12 protein-coding genes are annotated in these 16,441 nt (G+C 63.5%); 4 read left to right on the top strand and 8 right to left on the bottom strand.

Features of this window, described 5'->3' with window-relative positions; genetic code table 11:
- The first annotated feature begins 64 nt into the window (after positions 1 to 64).
- Entirely contained in the window at positions 65 to 724 is a 660-nt protein-coding gene (gene lepB / locus AAF358_05070) for a signal peptidase I (protein ID MEM7704900.1), read from the top strand.
- Here lepB and mnmH read toward each other — a convergent pair.
- From mnmH to AAF358_05050, 4 genes are all read right to left on the bottom strand, one after another.
- Positions 714 to 1,820 carry a tRNA 2-selenouridine(34) synthase MnmH gene (gene mnmH, locus AAF358_05065; protein MEM7704899.1) on the bottom strand — a complete coding sequence of 369 codons (1,107 nt, stop codon included), beginning with the start codon at positions 1,818 to 1,820 and terminating at the stop codon, positions 714 to 716. The genes lepB and mnmH overlap by 11 nt on opposite strands.
- Positions 1,817 to 2,851, bottom strand: a complete 1,035-nt coding sequence (gene selD, locus AAF358_05060) for a selenide, water dikinase SelD (protein MEM7704898.1) — start codon at positions 2,849 to 2,851, stop codon at positions 1,817 to 1,819. The genes mnmH and selD overlap by 4 nt, the downstream gene beginning before the upstream one ends.
- Positions 2,852 to 3,088: 237 nt before the next feature.
- Positions 3,089 to 5,686, bottom strand: a complete 2,598-nt coding sequence (locus AAF358_05055) for an acyl-CoA dehydrogenase (GenBank protein ID MEM7704897.1) — start codon at positions 5,684 to 5,686, stop codon at positions 3,089 to 3,091.
- A gap of 36 nt (positions 5,687 to 5,722) precedes the next feature.
- Positions 5,723 to 8,527 (bottom strand): tetratricopeptide repeat protein, encoded by a 2,805-nt coding sequence (locus AAF358_05050; protein MEM7704896.1) that lies wholly within the window; start codon positions 8,525 to 8,527, stop codon positions 5,723 to 5,725.
- A 107-nt stretch (positions 8,528 to 8,634) separates the two neighbouring features.
- Here AAF358_05050 and AAF358_05045 point away from each other — a divergent pair, with 107 nt between their 5' ends.
- Positions 8,635 to 9,201: an ECF-type sigma factor gene (locus AAF358_05045; protein ID MEM7704895.1), complete on the top strand. Its 567-nt coding sequence runs from the start codon at positions 8,635 to 8,637 to the stop codon at positions 9,199 to 9,201.
- 30 nt (positions 9,202 to 9,231) lie between these two features.
- Here AAF358_05045 and AAF358_05040 read toward each other — a convergent pair whose 3' ends face one another.
- On the bottom strand, positions 9,232 to 9,993 hold the full coding sequence (locus tag AAF358_05040) for an alpha/beta hydrolase (GenBank protein ID MEM7704894.1): 762 nt from the start codon (positions 9,991 to 9,993) through the stop codon (positions 9,232 to 9,234).
- A 15-nt stretch (positions 9,994 to 10,008) separates the two neighbouring features.
- A complete protein-coding gene (locus AAF358_05035; protein MEM7704893.1) occupies positions 10,009 to 10,494 on the bottom strand; it encodes a VOC family protein in 486 nt (161 codons plus the stop codon).
- Positions 10,495 to 10,667: 173 nt separating this feature from the next.
- On the opposite strand from AAF358_05035, the gene AAF358_05030 reads away from it, so the two are divergent.
- Together AAF358_05030 and AAF358_05025 are read left to right on the top strand one after the other, a co-directional pair.
- The gene (locus AAF358_05030; protein MEM7704892.1) at positions 10,668 to 11,489 is read left to right on the top strand and encodes a DUF1838 family protein; all 822 of its coding nucleotides are present in this window, start codon (positions 10,668 to 10,670) and stop codon (positions 11,487 to 11,489) included.
- A 174-nt stretch (positions 11,490 to 11,663) separates the two neighbouring features.
- Positions 11,664 to 12,314, top strand: coding sequence for an isochorismatase family protein (locus tag AAF358_05025; GenBank protein MEM7704891.1), 651 nt, complete (start codon positions 11,664 to 11,666; stop codon positions 12,312 to 12,314).
- 102 nt (positions 12,315 to 12,416) lie between these two features.
- Here AAF358_05025 and AAF358_05020 read toward each other — a convergent pair whose 3' ends face one another.
- Both AAF358_05020 and AAF358_05015 read right to left on the bottom strand, forming a co-directional pair.
- Positions 12,417 to 14,315, bottom strand: coding sequence for a hydantoinase B/oxoprolinase family protein (locus tag AAF358_05020; GenBank protein ID MEM7704890.1), 1,899 nt, complete (start codon positions 14,313 to 14,315; stop codon positions 12,417 to 12,419).
- Between the two features lie 10 nt (positions 14,316 to 14,325).
- Positions 14,326 to 16,380 carry a hydantoinase/oxoprolinase family protein gene (locus AAF358_05015; protein MEM7704889.1) on the bottom strand — a complete coding sequence of 685 codons (2,055 nt, stop codon included), beginning with the start codon at positions 16,378 to 16,380 and terminating at the stop codon, positions 14,326 to 14,328.
- Positions 16,381 to 16,441: the final 61 nt, after the last annotated feature.

The following is a 16,441-nucleotide window of genomic DNA, read 5'->3' as shown; positions in this document are numbered from 1 at the left end:
TGGTCCGATGAACCAAACGACGCTGCACCGGTCTGAGAAGACACGCTACCCGTAGGCTCTGACCATGACTCAACCGCGCGCAAAACGCCTTCGTCGCTTCGCCAAGGACAATCTGCCGGTCCTGTTTGTGCTGATTGGCATCGCTACCTTTCGCACCGCCGTGGCCGACTGGTCTCATATTCCGAGTACGTCCATGGAGCCGAACTTTTACCCGGGCGATTACATCTGGGTGGAGAAGTTCAGCTATGGTCCGTCGATTCCGCTGGTCAACAAGCGGCTGCCGGGCTGGGGCAGCCCGGAGCGAGGCGACATCGTGACGTTTGTCCCGCCGCATACGGATGATGTTTACATCAAGCGGGTCATCGGTGTCCCGGGCGACGAGATTGTGGTGGAGGGCGCGGCGGTCTGGGTCAACGGCGAGCGCCTGTCGCAGACCGCAGAGCGTCGGCCCGACGGCAACATCATCGCTTCGGAAACGATCAACGGCATTACCCACGATATTCAGTTTTCTGCCAATCTGCGCGTGGCGCCCGGAGCCCAGACTTTTCGGGTACCTGAGGGCAAATATTTTATGCTCGGCGACCATCGCAACAACAGCGTCGACTCGCGGGTTTGGGGATTCGCCAGCGAGGACCAGATTCAGGGTCGGGTGACCCACGTTGCGGTGTCGTTTGCCAGCGAGCGACCCTGGCGAGACCGCTTCGCCAAGCGCGTTATCGACTGATTGCCGACCGGGCGTAGTCCGCAACGTCATTGGCGCTGCCCCGAAACACCACGCGAGGCATCTTCTTCTCCAGCTGCCATTCATACATCGGGTCGTAATAGTCGCGCAGCAGCGGCTCGACCCAGGCGGCGTGTACCGAAGTGTCCGACCCCGCGCGCTGCTGTTCCAGCGCACCCACCATGGCCCGATGCAGCCCGGCGTGACGCTCACCGCCCAGCCGCTTTTCCACGCGGGCGAGGCTCGCTAGCAGCTCGTCAGAAAACGCGGCAAAACCGTGCTCCGGGTCGACTGATCGGCAGTCGGCCAGATTGTGCTCAACGTAGTCGCGGATAATGCGTTGCACTCGATCGTCGAAGGGCTCGTCCACCACCGCAATCGGGGCTTCGACCAGGGTGTCCCACAGCGGCTGAGGCAGCGCCAGACGACCGATGGTGCGACTCTCATCTTCCGTGATCATCCCGGTGTATCCCTGCCGCTCGTGGTTCATCCAGTCGATGATCAGCCGGTGCTCAAAATCGATCGGCGCTGGCTGCCCGGCAACCCGGCGGCCGAACGCTGAACCGCGGTGATTGGCATGACCCTCCAGGTCCACCGTGGCCGGAAGTTCCCTGAGCAGATCGGTCTTGCCGCTGCCGGCCAGCCCGCCGAGCACCACCACCCGCTGGGACTCACAGAGTTCCGCCAGACGGGTCAGGGCGAAGCGGCGCAGCGCCTTATAGCCGCCCGCAATCCGGCGGGTGGGGAAGCCGGCTTCGCTCAGCCAGGCCTGCACGAGCTCGGATCGCTGGCCGCCCCGGAAGCAGTAGAAGAGGGTTTCCGGGTCGCGCTCAAGCTGCGAAATCCAGCGCCCCATGCGGCGCTCGCGAACCGCGCCGCTGACCAGCTCATGGCCCAGCGCCACCGCCGCATCATGCCCACGCCGCTTGTAGCAGGTGCCTACCTCGGCCCGTTCGCGGTCATCCATCAGCCAGAGATTGATGGATGCCGGAAACGCACCGCAGGCAAACTCAACCGGTGCGCGCAGGTCAACCAGCGGAATGCCCGCCGTCAGCAGCTCGCCGAACTCAGACGCCTCGACGAGCTCGCGCTGACTCACTGAAAGTGAACCGTCGGACCATCGCCCGCCGGGGTCAGCGCTCCAATCTGGTAAACGCCGCAGCCGTGTTCGCGCAGCAGCCGTTCGACCGCGTCGGTTGCCTGAGCGTCAACGGCTAGCAGCAGCCCTCCGCTGGTCTGAGGATCGCAAACCAGCGCCTGCTGGTTCGAATCGAGCGTGCTCAGCTCGAAACCGTAGCTGGCATAGTTGCGTGCGCTGCCGCCGGGCAGGCTGCCTGCAGCGATGTAATGCTGAACGCCGTCGAGCTGCGGCACGCTGGCCAGATTCACCGATGCTCGAAGCCGGCTGCCTCGACACATCTCCAGGAGGTGGCCGGCGAGTCCAAAGCCGGTCACGTCGGTCATGGCGGTGACGCCGTCCAGCGGAGCCAGGTGCTGTCCGATGACGTTGGGTTGGCACATCACGTCCCGCGCGAGGTTTTCGTGTTGACTGGTCAGCAGGCCCTTTTTTTCGGCGGTGGTCAGGATCCCCACGCCCAGCGGTTTGGTCAGGTAGAGACGGTCGCCGGGGCGGGCGCCGCTGTTGCGCTTCAGCTGGTCCAGCTTGACCCGACCACTGACCGCGAGCCCAAAGATGGGCTCGGGTGAATCGATGCTGTGGCCACCCGCCAGCGCGATACCGAGGTCCGCGCAGGTCCGCCGTCCGCCGTCCACCACCTTTCGCGCGACGTCCGACTCCAGCTTGTCCACAGGCCATCCCAGGATGGCAATCGCCATCAGCGGCTCGCCGCCCATGGCGTAGACGTCGCTGATCGCGTTCGTGGCGGCAATCCGTCCAAAGTCGAACGGGTCGTCAACAATCGGCATAAAAAAATCGGTGGTGCTGATCATGCCGGTGCCGTCACCCAGGTCGTAGACCGCGGCGTCATCCCGGGTGCTGTTGCCGACAACCAGGTTGGGAAACTCGGGCAGGTCGAGCTCGCTGCGGAGAATGTTCTCGAGCACGCCAGGCGCAATTTTGCAGCCGCAGCCGGCGCCGTGGCTGAACTGGGTAAGGCGGATGTTTTTCATACCCCATGATACCCGTTGAAGATGGCCATAGGCGTCGAAACCCGCCCACGGGTCGGCCATTCTTGAACCGGTGGGAGTTTCGGGTGCATCAGCAGATTTTGCTTCGCCGTGGGGAGCGGGCATGGAATCGGTCCAGCCGCTTTACCGGCTGGACCGATGCCGACCTGAGCGCCACTGGCCGTGGCGGCGGCTCGGGCGGCGATAGCGAATCCGAGCCAACCCAAGTCGAGCTAAACCTCAGCCCTCAGCCGGCTTTGCTGACGTCTTCTTCTTGCTGCGAGTCTTCTTGCCAGATGTCTTTTTGGCGGTCGCTTTCTTCGCGACCGTCTTGCGAGGCTGACTTTTTCTGGCGGCTTTCTTGGCCGCCTTCTTCGTCGTTTTCTTGCTTATCTTTTTGTCGCTGTCGCCGGTGGGCCGGAGGCTGCGCTCCACCTCGGATCGGGGGAAATCGTCCACGTTGATGACTTCGAGCGTCAGCCGCTGCGCTTCCGCCACCCAGCCCGCTTCCTCTTGGTTGATCAGGCCTGCCTCGAGTCCATCTTTGATCAGCCGCTCATAGTTGTCGACGGTCACCACCTCACCGAGCCCCTTCTTGAGGCAGCGCTCCGCGTTGGCCGCCTGCATGACGGCGGCAAAAGCGCAGTGCAGCTTGCCGGCAGCATCGTCACCGCAGCTTCGATGAATGCCTTCGGTCAGCCGATCGCGTGCTGGGTTGTCTGTTATCAGGAGCCGAGCCGCGTGCTTGCCGTCCGAGTCGGAGGGTTCGCGGTAAGAGTTGCCGGTCGGAAACACCAGCAGCTTGATGAGCTGGCCCAGCCACCGGATCGGGAAGTTGCGCAGCGTGTTGATCAGCGAGTGCTGGATCGTATAGAGACTATCGGCCATCGCCCAGCGCAGCAGCGGCAGATCTTCTTTCGGGCGACCGGCGTCTTCGAAGTTTTTCAGCATCGCAGACGCCATGTACAGGTGGCTCAGCACATCCGCCAGGCGGCCCGAGATCTTTTCGCGAAACTTGAAAGCACCGCCCAGCGCCAGCAGGACCACGTCGGCGGTGAAGGCAAACGCCGCGCTCATGCGGGTGAGCTGGCGATAGTAATCCTGGGTTGGGTCGTCGGTCGGGGCCGCGACAAAGCGTGCGCCGGTCAGCCCCATCACCAGTGCGCGCACCCCGTTGCTCACCGTGAAGCCAACGTGGCTGAACAGCGCCTCATCAAATTCGGCGCGTGCCGCCTCGCTGTCCGGTGCCTGGGCGGCGTTCATCTCCCGCAGCAGAAACGGGTGGCATCGAATCGCGCCCTGGCCAAAGACGATCATGGTGCGGGTCAGGATGTTGGCCCCCTCCACCGTGATCGCGATGGGCACCGCCTGATAAAACGCGCCTAGGTAGTTGTTTGGGCCCAGGATGATGCCCTTGCCGCCGTGGATATCCATCGCGTCGTTGATACAGACCCGATTGCCTTCGGTGAGCTGATATTTGAGGATCGCTGACAGGACGCCAGGCTTTTCACCGAGGCCCAGGGCAACCAGCGTGAGCCGACGGGCCGCGTCCATCCGGTAGGTGATGCCCGCCATGCGCGCGAGCGGCTCCTCCACGCCTTCGAAGTAGGCGATGGGCATCTTGAACTGCTTGCGGATTCGGGCGTACTGGCCGCTGACCAGCGAGGCGACCTTGCCCCCCGCAACGCCAAGGGCGGGCAGGGATACCGCCCGCCCGGCGGCCAGGCTGTACATCAACATGGACCAGCCCTTCCCGATGCGCTGAGCGCCGCCGATGACGTAGTCCAGCGGCACAAACACGTCTTCCCCGCGGGTGGGGCCATTCATGAAGACCGCGCCCACCGGCAGATGCCGGTTGCCCGTCCAGACCCCGGGCAGGCTGGTGGGAATAAGCGCGCAGGTGATGCCGAGATCTTCTTTATCGCCCAAAAGATGGTCGGGGTCATAGGCCTTGAAGGCCAGGCCAAGCACCGTGGCGACGGGCGCCAGCGTGATGTAACGCTTGTTCCAGTTGAGCCGGAGCCCGAGCACCTCACGGCCTTCAAACTCACCTTTGCAGACCATGCCGGTGTCGGGCATGGCGCCCGCATCGGAGCCGGCGGACGGTGCGGTCAGGGCAAAGCAAGGAATCTCTTCCCCGCGGGCCAGCCGTGGAAGGTAGTGGGCTTTCTGCTCGTCGGTGCCGTAGTGGCTCAGCAGTTCGCCTGGCCCCAGCGAGTTGGGCACCATCACGGTCACGGCCGTTGTGAGGTTGCGGCTCGCCAGCTTCATCACTACCGCCGAGTTGCCCTGCGCCGTGAAGCCCAGGCCCCCGTACTCCGGATCGATGATCATGGAGAAAAACCGCTTCTCCTTGAGGAACTCCCAGACCGGGTCCGGGAGGTTGGCATCCTCGCGGATCTCCCAGTCGTCGAGCATTTGGCACAGCTCGTTGACCGGGCCGTCCATGAAGGCCTGTTCGTCGTCGCGCAACGCCGCCTTGGGGGTGGACAGCAGCTCCTGCCAGTTGGGGTCGCCGGAAAACAGCTCGGCGTCCCACCAGACCGTGCCCGCCTCGAGCGCCTCCTGCTCCGTGCTGGACAGCGCCGGCAGCACCTTCCGAAACCAGCCGAGCGCCGGATCGCTGATCAGCTGACGGCGCCACGGCACGACGGCAAAAAAGGCCATCGCCGCGGTGATGAGCATCGTGAGAAAGGTGGCAAAGCCTGACACGCCGTCGGAGATGAGAAACAGCAGCGAGGTCGCTGCCATGACGGCCGCGGCCATGGTGATCGTCAGGCGTCGAAAGCTGATGGCCAGCAGCAGCAGGAGCACAAAAAGCAGCGGAAGCAGCGTCATGATCAGCCCTCGAGACGGCGAGTGTGTCGGAGAGCCTTATTCTACCCCGCAAATCGGGTGGGCGGCGTTGCCGTCGGTCGGGCCGCGAGACGCTGCGCAGAGCACGCTGGCGAGTCGGCCGGTGATCTCAACGACGCGCCAGTCGTCTCGGCCGCGGGACTCGTTGAGCTGGGCGATTGCGCGCTGGACAGTCGCGCCACTTGGCGTGTTCTGCTGCCAGGCGATGGCGGCTGCCGTCAGTGTCGCTTCGGCCAGGCGCCAGTCTCCGGCCTCCAGGTTTTCCTGTCGAATCGCCAGCGCGCGTTCCGCGTCCTCGAGCGCCAGCGCCTTTTGGCCGAGTTGCATCCTCAGCACCGACCGCCAGATCAGCGAGTCGGCGAGCTGCGGGTGTTCGCCATTTCGGAGGCGCGCGCGCCGGGTGACCGCCTCCTCAAGCCAGCGTTCAGCCTCCGACAGTTGTCCCAGCTGCAGGTGACTGCGGCCGAGAAAATGGGCGGAATAGGCGAGCGCCGGGTGGTCGTCCGGCAGAATCTCTTGGTGAATCGTCAGCGCCTCTCCGAAGGGCTGAAGGGCCGCCTCGGGCTCGCCAAGGTCGAGATGGATCAGGCCAACGTTATTCTGATTGGCCGCCACCCTGGCATGGCGCGGACCGTAGGTTGTTCGGTTGATTTTGAGCGCCCGCTGGTAGTGGTCCATGGCGAGCGCAAAGCGACCTAGATCATGCTCGGCCAGCGCTAGATTGTTCAGGGCGAGCGCTGTGCGGGGCGCCTCCTCGCCGTGGAGCGCCTGCTGGATCGCCAGCGCCCGGCGGCTGACCGGTAAAGATTCTTCAGCGCGACCCGCGTCATACAGCAGGCCGCCAAGGCCTTCGAGCACGCGCGCGACCAGTGGGTGGTGCGGTCCGTAGATGCCTTCGCGGGTGATCAGCGATTGACGATAATTTGCTTCCGCCAGGGCATATTCACCCTGCCGGTGCAGGGCAGAGGCCAACGCAAAGCGAGCCCGGGCCGTTTCTTGGTGCTCGTCCCCGAGGTGGTCGCGAAAGGTCGCCAGTGCCTGCCGATACTGCTGCGCCGACTCGGCGATATCCCCCTGCGCCCAGCGCAGCGAGCCCAGCCGGATGCGTGCCCGCGCGGCGGCCAGCGGATCCACGCGTGGCGTTGCGAGTGCGGCGGTCATTTCTTGCTCGGCGGCGTCCAGCTTGCTTTGGGCCTGGAGCAGCGCCGCCAGGCGCAGCCGGGCCTCGGCGAGCGCGCCGCTATCACCGGTTTCGCTGAGGATCTCGATCACCTGCCGCTGCAGCTGCTCGCCAGCCCCTGGGTCACCCCGTCCATCCTGCACCAGCGCCATGCCGGCAAGCGCAGCGGGTGACTCCGGGTCGACCGCCAGCGCCTGCTGAAAAAATTCCTCGGCGGCGCTGAGCTCACCGAGATGCAGATAAACCTGTCCCACCGTCTGCGCCAGCTCCGACTTGAGGAGGGGTTCATCTTCAAACCGGGTGACGAGCCGCTGAGCGCCCTGATCCAGCACCTGCGCCACGGTCAGCGGGTTGCCCTGGCTGGTTTCCGGATCAGCCTGAAGCAGCAGGTCAGCCAGAAACTCGAACGCCGCGTTCGAACGTCGGGTCTGAGCCTCGGACTGAACCAGCGCTGCGCTGAGCTGCCGGCCCTGAAAAAACAGCGAGCCGCTCAGTACGATCAGTGCCAGCGCTGTGGTGACGCCCGCGGTCACGCCGAGGCGGTGACGCCGAACGAAGCGGCCCAATCGGTACATGCGGCTCGGTCGCCGCGCGGTCACGGGCAGGTCGTTCAGGTGGCGACTGATGTCGTCCGCCAGCTCTTGCGCGGAGCCGTAGCGCTCCGCCGGCCGCTTCGCCATCGCCCGGCTGACGATGGCGTCCAGATCGCCGGTCAGTTGTTCTGCCAGTCGTCCGCGAGCCGTCCGGCTGGGCAGCGGCGGCTCGTCGTCACAGATCGATTTTACGACCTGGGCCAGCGCGGCATCAGCCAGGTTGTAGGGTTTGACTCCGCTGAGCGTGAGGTAGAGCAGCACGCCCAGCGAATAAACGTCGCTGACCGTGGTCACCTGCTCCCCGCGAACCTGCTCGGGGCTGGCAAAGTCCGGCGTCATCGCGTGGCGCGTTACGGTGCCGTCGGCACCTTCGTTCAGGGGGCGGGCGATTCCGAAGTCCAGCAGCTTGGGCTGGCCGTCTTGCGTGACCAGCACGTTACCCGGCTTGAGGTCGCGGTGAACGACCAGGTTTTGGTGAGCAAACTGGACCGCTTCGCAGATCTTCCTGAAAAGTTCGAGCCGCTCCCGGGTGGTGCGCGACGGCGCCTGGCACCAACGATCGCAGGTGGTGCCGTCGACATACTCCATGACCAGATATGGCATCTGGTCAGAGGTTTCGCCGGCGTCGATGAGCCGGGCGATACACGGATGGTCGAGCCTGGCCAGCAGCGCCCGTTCGGTGAGAAAGCGTCGCCTTGCGTCCTCGTCCCGATGCCGGGCCATAAACTTGATGGCGACCTGCTGGCGGTAGGCACCGTCCTCCCGATGCGCCAGGTAGACCGCGCCCATGCCGCCGCGGCCAAGCTCCTGATCCAGGCGCCAGGGGCCGATGTCGCGACCCTCGAGATTGGCGGCCAGCTCAAACAGCTGTGCGGGCGGGCGGTCGAGCGGTGAATCATCATCGTCGGCCGCCAGCAGCCGCTCCAGCTCGGCGCGCAGCGCGTCGTCGTCGGCGCACGCCCGCGCCAGGGCCTCGGGCCGAAGGTTAGGGGGCAGCTCGACCACCTCGTGGTAGATCGCCCAGAGTTTTTCCCAGCGCGGATCGGTCATGCTCGCTACATTCTACGTCAGCGGCTGAGTTATCCTGTGCCGATGAACGGTTTGCCATGCAATGGATTGAGCGTAAGGCGAAGTGGTTCCGCCCGCGGAGTACGTCGATGACCGACGACATCACGCGGGCGCTCAAGGAGGTCGCCGGAGATCAGCAGAAGCTGGAGGCGGTTCTACCGGCGGTTTACGCGGAGCTCAAGGGCATGGCGCGGCGCCGGATTGCCCAGGAGAGTGACGTGATCACGATGGGCGCCACCGGCCTGCTGCATGAGGCGTACCTGAGGATGGCGGGCGGCAAAGCCGGCTTTGATAATCGAGCCCATTTCTTCGCCGCGGCCGGTGAGGCCATGCGGCGAATTTTGGTGGAGCGTGCACGGGCACTGGCGGCGGTCAAGCGGGGCCAGCGGCCGACGCGGATCAGTCTGGATGACCAAGCCGGTCTGGCCGGCTCGGTGCCGGCGGCCGCAGACGCCATCGACCTGATGGCCCTGGATTCAGCGCTCACCGACCTGGAGGGGGTGGATCCGGCCATGGCGACGGTGGTCAAGCTGCGCTACTTCGGGGGGCTGACCGTCGACGAGACGGCACAGGCGCTCACTGTTTCACCCCGCAGCGTGAATCGCGCCTGGCGGGCGGCCCGCGTTTGGCTCAAGGTTCAGCTCGAAGACGGCTAGCCTAGGGGAGATCTGAAGCGGCCCGCCGAGCTACAGCTCGGCGGCAATCTCGGCGGCAAATGTTTCAAAGACCAGCGCATTAATATCGGGCCGCTGCCGAAAAGTGGCGTGGCTCATGGCCTGGCTGGCAGTAATAGTCGGGTCCTTCAGCCCGGATTCTGTGGCGATGATGGTGGTTGGGGTCGTAACTTTGGCAAACCGCTCCTCGCAAGGGTAGGCGAAAGCCGCCTTGAAGCCCCAGCGTTCGCGCTCGCCTGCTCTCGCCTGCTCGATGAACAGCTCGTATGCGCGGGTCAACGCCAGATCGGGCACATTGCGGCTGACGGAAAACGACCACAGGCTTTCCAGGCAGCTGAGCTCCGGCGTCAGCTCGTGATCTGACACGGTCATCTTGCTCCTCGCTTCCGCCTCAAAGTAGGGGATGTCCACCAGCGTTAGCTGGGTGACCGACGGGTAGCTGAGCGCCAGTTCAACGCCGACCAGGCAGCCTGTATGAAAGCCCAGGACATGAAGCTCTTTGAACGTCTCAATGCCCGGCGCAATCGCCTGGGCGTGTTCCTTGATCGAGATGACCTCGTCCGCACCGTCCGAGCCGCCGTAGCCGGGATAGTCCGGCGCCAGGGTTTCCCGGTCGTCGACCAAGCCCATAAAGGTGCGAAAAAATACCCCGCTGTAGGGAATGGGGTGCAGGCAGAGCAGCGGCGGCCGGCTGGTGTCCGCCGGCTGGCGCAGCAGCCAGTGCGTCTGCCCGAAAGGGCTGCTCAGGTAGCGGCGTGAAAAATGGCTGTCCATGTCCTGCATGACGCCCTAGCTGTCACTAGATTTTTCGCTGACTCTCAGCAGCTGATTAATCTCGAAGAAATGCCCGTCCGGGTCAAACAAAGAGACGCCGATAAAGTGTTTGATATTGCCGTCAGCACCCTCGGTCGACCATTCGTGGGGTTCCGCGTGGACCCGGGTTCCCAAGGCCACGGCTGCGCTGTGGCAAGCCGCTGCGTCGTCGCTGGCGACGACAAAGGTCGGCATGCCATAGGTCACCGCTGTCGGAGGCGCCGGCGGCGGCTCGTCGGGCTTGAGCCATTGCAACAGGCCGATCATGCCCACCACGTCGTCCTCGCACTTGAGGATCACCAGCCGCGTCTCGTCTCCTGCCTTACCGGCAGCCAGGCCAATCCCGGATAGGGTGAACGGCTTGTCGAACCAGACGCTCATTCCGAGCACATTCTGGTACCAGGCGAGGGACGCCTCCATGTCACGGACAAACAGGGTGGTGCGTTTGACGATACTGGTCATGGGTTAGCTCTGCTGGCTGTGGTTTTGCGGGTCGAACGCCCGGCGGCTTATTGTAACGCGCCTCTCCGGTCGGCGGCACCCTGAGCAATGGCCTATCGATCATCACCGGCGGTGCACGCGGCGGGCCGTTATACTCGAGAACGATTTACGCCAAGCGTTGAGGACGTGTTGTCATGCCGATTAGAACCCCCCTGCTGCTCTTTAGTTTGCTGTACTTGTCGTTGCTGCCAGGAATCGCCTTCGCTGAGGCGAATGCCGCCCAGGGGCGTGAAGCGGCCCCAGAGGTGTTGCGCGCCTGGGTTGATGCACGCGCGGGCACCGGCGAACCGGTGCACTGGATCGCTGAGGGCGGCGTTTATGCCTACCCGTCCGGCGAGAAGCTGTTCGGCATGATCGGCTTCGACAGCTCTACCGTGATCTGGCCCGAGACCGCCGGCGAGCCGGTGGTGCACCTGACCCGCAAGACGTTCGCCTACACCGACCCGGAGACCGGCGCCGTGCTGGAAACGCATAACGGTCAGCCCGTGGAACCGATCGCCTATCCCTACCAGATGATCAGCTACCGACTGAAGGACGGGTTGATCTACGGTGACGTGGAGCAGGGCAGCGGCGATCGCGTGCAGGTGATCGAGGCTAAGAATGGTATTCCCTCCAGGAAGATGGGCAACACCTGGGTATTCACCGCTGCGGTCTGGCTCGATTTCCCCCTGCCGTCGGGCGGCACCTACGAGGCCTGGGAGAACTACGACTTTTTCATCCATCCCGAGGGCGCAGTGGAGGAGCCGCACCAGATGAGCTGGCAGCGGTACGGCGCGCTTCCCCCGTGGGCCGGCGGTGACGTGGCCATCATGCATCTGCACTCCTGGCGGGTGGAGTCGCTGGACGAGTTTCCGCCGGAGTTGCTGGCTTGGGCGAAGAAAGAAAAGCCGATGTGGCTGAAGCCGCCGGCCGATATGCGAGAGATTCGTCGGCTGCAGCAGACGCCCAGTCCGTAAGCTGATCACCTTTGATCAGCAGGTTATCCGGCATGACGGGCGGCCCTGGCGGTTGCGTCGCCCGGCGTGGAATTAAAGGTAGTATAGGAACCGACCAGCTTTTTTGCCTCAACACCGGCCGGCGCTGGTCGTGGGCGGCCGGGCCATCGCTTCCACACGAACAGGAAGAAGTCTATGTCAGATCGATTCAAGCAGGCCGGCTATGGCTCCGAGACCATCGGCTTTGGTCAGCGACCGGCCATTTTGGTAGTTGATTTCCAGCACTCGTTTACCCGAGACAAGTGGCCGATTGGCGGCTCACCGCACATCACCTCAGCGGTTGAGCATACCGAGCCGCTGCTGAAGGCGGCCCGGGCGCGAGGGATTCCGGTGGCGTCGTGCAACTGCGCATGGCAAAGCAAAAAAGATATGGCCTATTGGAAGGTGGGGCCGCTGTCCGACGGCCACTGCTTCATCGGCCAGGAGTCGACGCAGATCGAAGAAACGCTGGTGGACGAGGACTACGACTTCACGTTCACGAAATCCGCGCCGTCGATTTTCTTTTTGACGCCGCTGGTGACGTTTCTGACTACCCACCAGGTGGACACGACGATCATCACGGGGTGCACTACCAGCGGCTGCGTCCGAGCATCGATCGTCGACAGCTTTTCCTATGGTTTCCGCACGATGGTGCCCGAGGAATGCGTCGGGGATCAGGAGCGCGATGCGCATGAGGCCAACCTGCGTGACGTCGGCCGACGCTACGCGGACGTGCTGCCGAAATCGCAGGTGATGGATTACGTTGAATCGTTTCCTCTGGCCGAAACGGAGCGCGCCGCGGGCTAAACAGGGGGCAGGTTAACTTTCGCCCCATAAAAAAAGGGTCAGGCCTGTTTCGCGTCGCGAAAGTTAACCTGACCCCTTTTGGGACCCAAATACGGGTGAGGTTTAGCCCGCTACGCGCTGGCGCTGCACGTCCACCCAGGTTTCGAAGCGAGGCTGCTGCGGCGCCTTGAGGCCGGTGTCAGACTCGCAGCGCGCCTTGAGCTCATCCACCGACTCGAAGCCTTTGTCGAACAGCTTGGTGTCGCCACGGTCGCTGCTCATCTGAGCCCGCAGGGCGGTGGTGGCTTCCTCGTCGGCGCTGCCGTCCGCGTTGATCACCACGCCATAGTTCTTTTTGGCGCCCTCGACGGTCACCAGACCCGCGTCGACGTCGAACGCCACCTGCTCGGTGGGTCGCAGGAAGGGGTCACCCCAGCCGCCGCCGCCCCAGGTGTCGAAATAGAGCAAATCGCCGGCGTTGACGTGCAGGCGGTCGCACTTGGACTCACACAGCTCTTCCGTGCCGTCGGTGCGCACCAGGATCTTCTGGCTGCGCTGACCTGGATGGCCGCCGTTGACGCCCCAGGGGTAGGTCAGCCAGCGATCGTCATGGATCGAGATCTCGCCGGGCTCCAGGAATCGGTAGCCGATGCGCAGGGCGTTACCGCCACGGTGCAGGCCGGCGCCGCCGGAATCGGGCAGCGTCTCGTACACGTCGATACGCAGCGGGAAATAGCTTTCCAGAAACTCGTTGGGCACGTTGGTGAAGCTGGGCCACAGGGAGTGGCCGTCCGGACCGTCACCCGAGGGCTTGCCGGGAACACCGCCGAAGCCGATCTGGTACAGCTGGTACCACTCGCCGTTCTTGTCGTAGCCGGAGTACATAAAGTGCGGGCTGTCAGAGAAGCCGGCGGCACACAGGAAGTCCGGGCTCCCCTGGCCAAGCAGGCCGCCGAGCACGTCGAAGATCCGGCCCAGCGCATGGGTTCGGCAAGACAGGGCCGCCGGCTCCATCGGCTTCAGCAGGGTGCCGGCCGGAATGTTGACCTCCATCAGGTCATAAAAGCCGTCGTTGAACATGATCTGCGGGTCGAACACCATGATCATATAGACCCCGCAGAACATCTTGAACATCTCTTCGTTCAGATAGAAGTTGATGGAGCTGATGGATTGCGGATCGGTGCCTTCAAAGTCGAACTTGACCTTGTCACCCTCGCGCCACATGGCGCATTTGATGCGATAGGGGCCCATGCCTAAGCCGTCGTCGCAGATGTAGTCTTCGAAGTACTGCTTTTCCTCCGGCACGGTGTTCTTGATCAGCTGCGCCATGGCGCGCTTGTTGCGCTCCAGCAGCTCGTCCATCGCTGAATAGAACACGTCGTCGCCGAAGCGCTCGGCGATCTCCACGCAGCGCTTCTCGGCGGTGCGGCAGGCGGCGATGATGGCGTTGAAGTCTGAGCGGTTCCAGTGCGGCAGCCGGCAGTTGTACAGCACCAGCTCAAGGATCTCTTCCTGCAGCTCACCTTTCTTGAAGATCTTGGTGACCGGCACGCGAATGCCTTCCTCGTAGATCTGCCGCGCGTCGGTCGGCAGGCTGCCGGGCACCTTGCCGCCTACGTCGGTCATGTGGCCAAACATGGCGGCCCAGGCAATCAGGCGGTGGTCCTTAAACACGGGGACCAGCACAAGCCAGTCGTTGATATGGCTCACCGCGCCGTTGCAGGCGTAGGGATCGTTGGTCAGGAACACGTCCCCTTCTTCGATGGTGCCGTTGAAGGCTTCTTTGAAGCCGTGGATAAACGAGCCAAATTGGCCGACGACCATCTTGCCTTCGACGTTTGCGATCATCGGAAACTCGTCATGCTGCTCACGGATACCGGGCGACATGGCGGTCCGGAACAGCACTGTGTCCATCTCGTAGCGGGCGTTTTTGAGCGCATTTTCAACAATGTCGAGGGCAATGGGATCCACGTCCACCCGGTTAAACGGCGTCTCGTTGGCTTGAATCAGTTTTGCTGGCATTTCGATTGACCTATTCGTTCGGGTTGATGAGGATCATGCCGACCTTGTCGACACTGCCGGTATGGCCGGGAAGAATCAGGGTAGTGGAATCCATCTCCATCACGATTGCCGGGCCGGCGATTTGGTTGCCCGCCTTGAGCTTGGAGCGATCATAGATGTTGGCCTCCTGATCGGTGCCCTCTACGTGGATGGTTTCCTTGCCGATAACGGCGTCTGACGGATCGGTACCACCCTCGTCGAGGGTCATCGCTTTCACCTCAGCGGACTTGCCCTGCACCACCGCGCGAAGGTTGACCACCTCTTGCTCGGCGTCCAGCGCAAACGTGAAGAGCTGCTCGTGCTGGTCGTCGAATCGTTTGCCGATCGCCTCGAGGCCGGTCTTGCGCAGCTCGTCCAGATCGACGGAGATGGTCAGCAGCAGGCCCTGGCCCTGGTAGCGGATGTCCACCTCGTAGCCCGCCACCTGCTCGTCTTCGGGCACCCCTTCGTCGACAAGCGTCTGGGCGGCGGTTGTCGCCAGATCTTCAAAGATCCCCGCGACTTCTTCCGTACTGGTTTGAGAGAACCGGCGGATGAACGTGCGGGACGCTTCGTCTCGGACGCGGGTCGTGGCGTCACCGTAGGCACACAGGACGCCGGGACCGGGCGGAATCAGCACCGGCCAGGAGTTCATGAGTTTGCCCAGCGCGTTTGCATGCAGCGGCCCCGCGCCACCGAAGGCGATCAACGCAAAGTCGCGCGGATCGTGACCCTGCTCAACCGATACCAAACGCAATGCGCCAAACATGTTTTCGTTGACGATGTCATAAACGCCCTCAGCGGCTCGCTGGACCGAAAGATCCAGGCCGTTGGCAACGCTCTGCAGCGCCTGTTCAGCCAGATCCTTGCGGATCTCCATATCGCCGCCGAGACGCACAGATTGCGGCATGTAGCCCAGCATGACGTTGGCGTCGGTCACGGTCGGCTCGGTGCCGCCTTTGTTGTAAGCCGCAGGGCCGGGCGCAGCGCCTGCGCTTTGCGGCCCGACGCGCAGCGCCTTGGTCAGCTCCGGAACGTGAGCAATCGAGCCGCCGCCCGCGCCGACCGTTCTTACGTCGACCGAGGAGGCCCGGACGGTCACGTCACCCACCGTGGTTTCGCGCCGGAGCTGAGCCACGCCGTCCTGTACCAGGGCCACGTCCGTCGAGGTGCCGCCCATGTCGAGCGTCAGAAGGTTTTTGTAGCCGGACTGGCCGGCAATCCACACCGCGCCGGTGACGCCGCCGGCCGGCCCGCTCATCAGCAGGTTAACCGGATACGATTTAGCGGCAGCGGATGACGCGAGACCGCCGTCGGAGCGCAGCACGTGAAGCTGGACGTTCTCCATCTTGTCGCTGAGCTCGGTCTGCAGGTTCTGCATGTATTTTTCGACCCGCGGGCGGACGTAGGAGTTAGCGACCGTGGTGATAGCGCGCTCGTACTCCTGCATCTCGGGAACCACCTCCGAGGACAGCGAGACTGGGATGTCCGGCATGACTTCAGCCGCGAGCTCAGCGATGCGCTTTTCGTTAGCGTCGTTGGCAAACGCGTTGATCAGGCAGACGGTCAGCGCCTCGATACCCTTGTCCTTCAGCTTGCTCAGCTCTTCGCGAACCTGAGCATCGTTAACCTCATCGACAATCTCGCCGCCGGCGCTCATGCGCTCATCCGCTTCGATCGTCAGACCGAGCGGTGCCAGCGGCAGCGACTTGTTATAGATCACCCAGCCGCCGAGACCTCCCGGCACAAAGGACCGCGCGATCTGCAGCACCTGTCGATAGCCTTTGGTTGTGACCAGGCCTACGTTGGCGCCGGTTCCGGTCAGCACGGTATTGGTGGCAACCGTGGTGCCGTGCATGACGTGGGTAATGTCTTTGGGATCAATTCCCGCTTCAGCACAGACCTTACTGATGCCGTTGAATACCCCGATGGAAGAGTCCTCAGGGGTGCTGGGTACTTTCGCGGAGAAGGTATCGCCGCTTTCTTCTTTTACTAAGATGAGGTCGGTGAATGTTCCCCCGACGTCGACGCCAAGTCGGTAAGCCATAGAGATTCCAGTTGTCAGTTCTTTTTGAAGCCGCGGCGCGGCGATGGTCGGTGTACCGCAA

The sequence above is a fragment of the Pseudomonadota bacterium genome (genome assembly GCA_039033415.1).
In the GTDB taxonomy this organism is placed as follows: Bacteria; Pseudomonadota; Gammaproteobacteria; order Xanthomonadales; family SZUA-38; genus JANQOZ01.
This window is presented reverse-complemented; position numbering and strand designations above follow the sequence as displayed.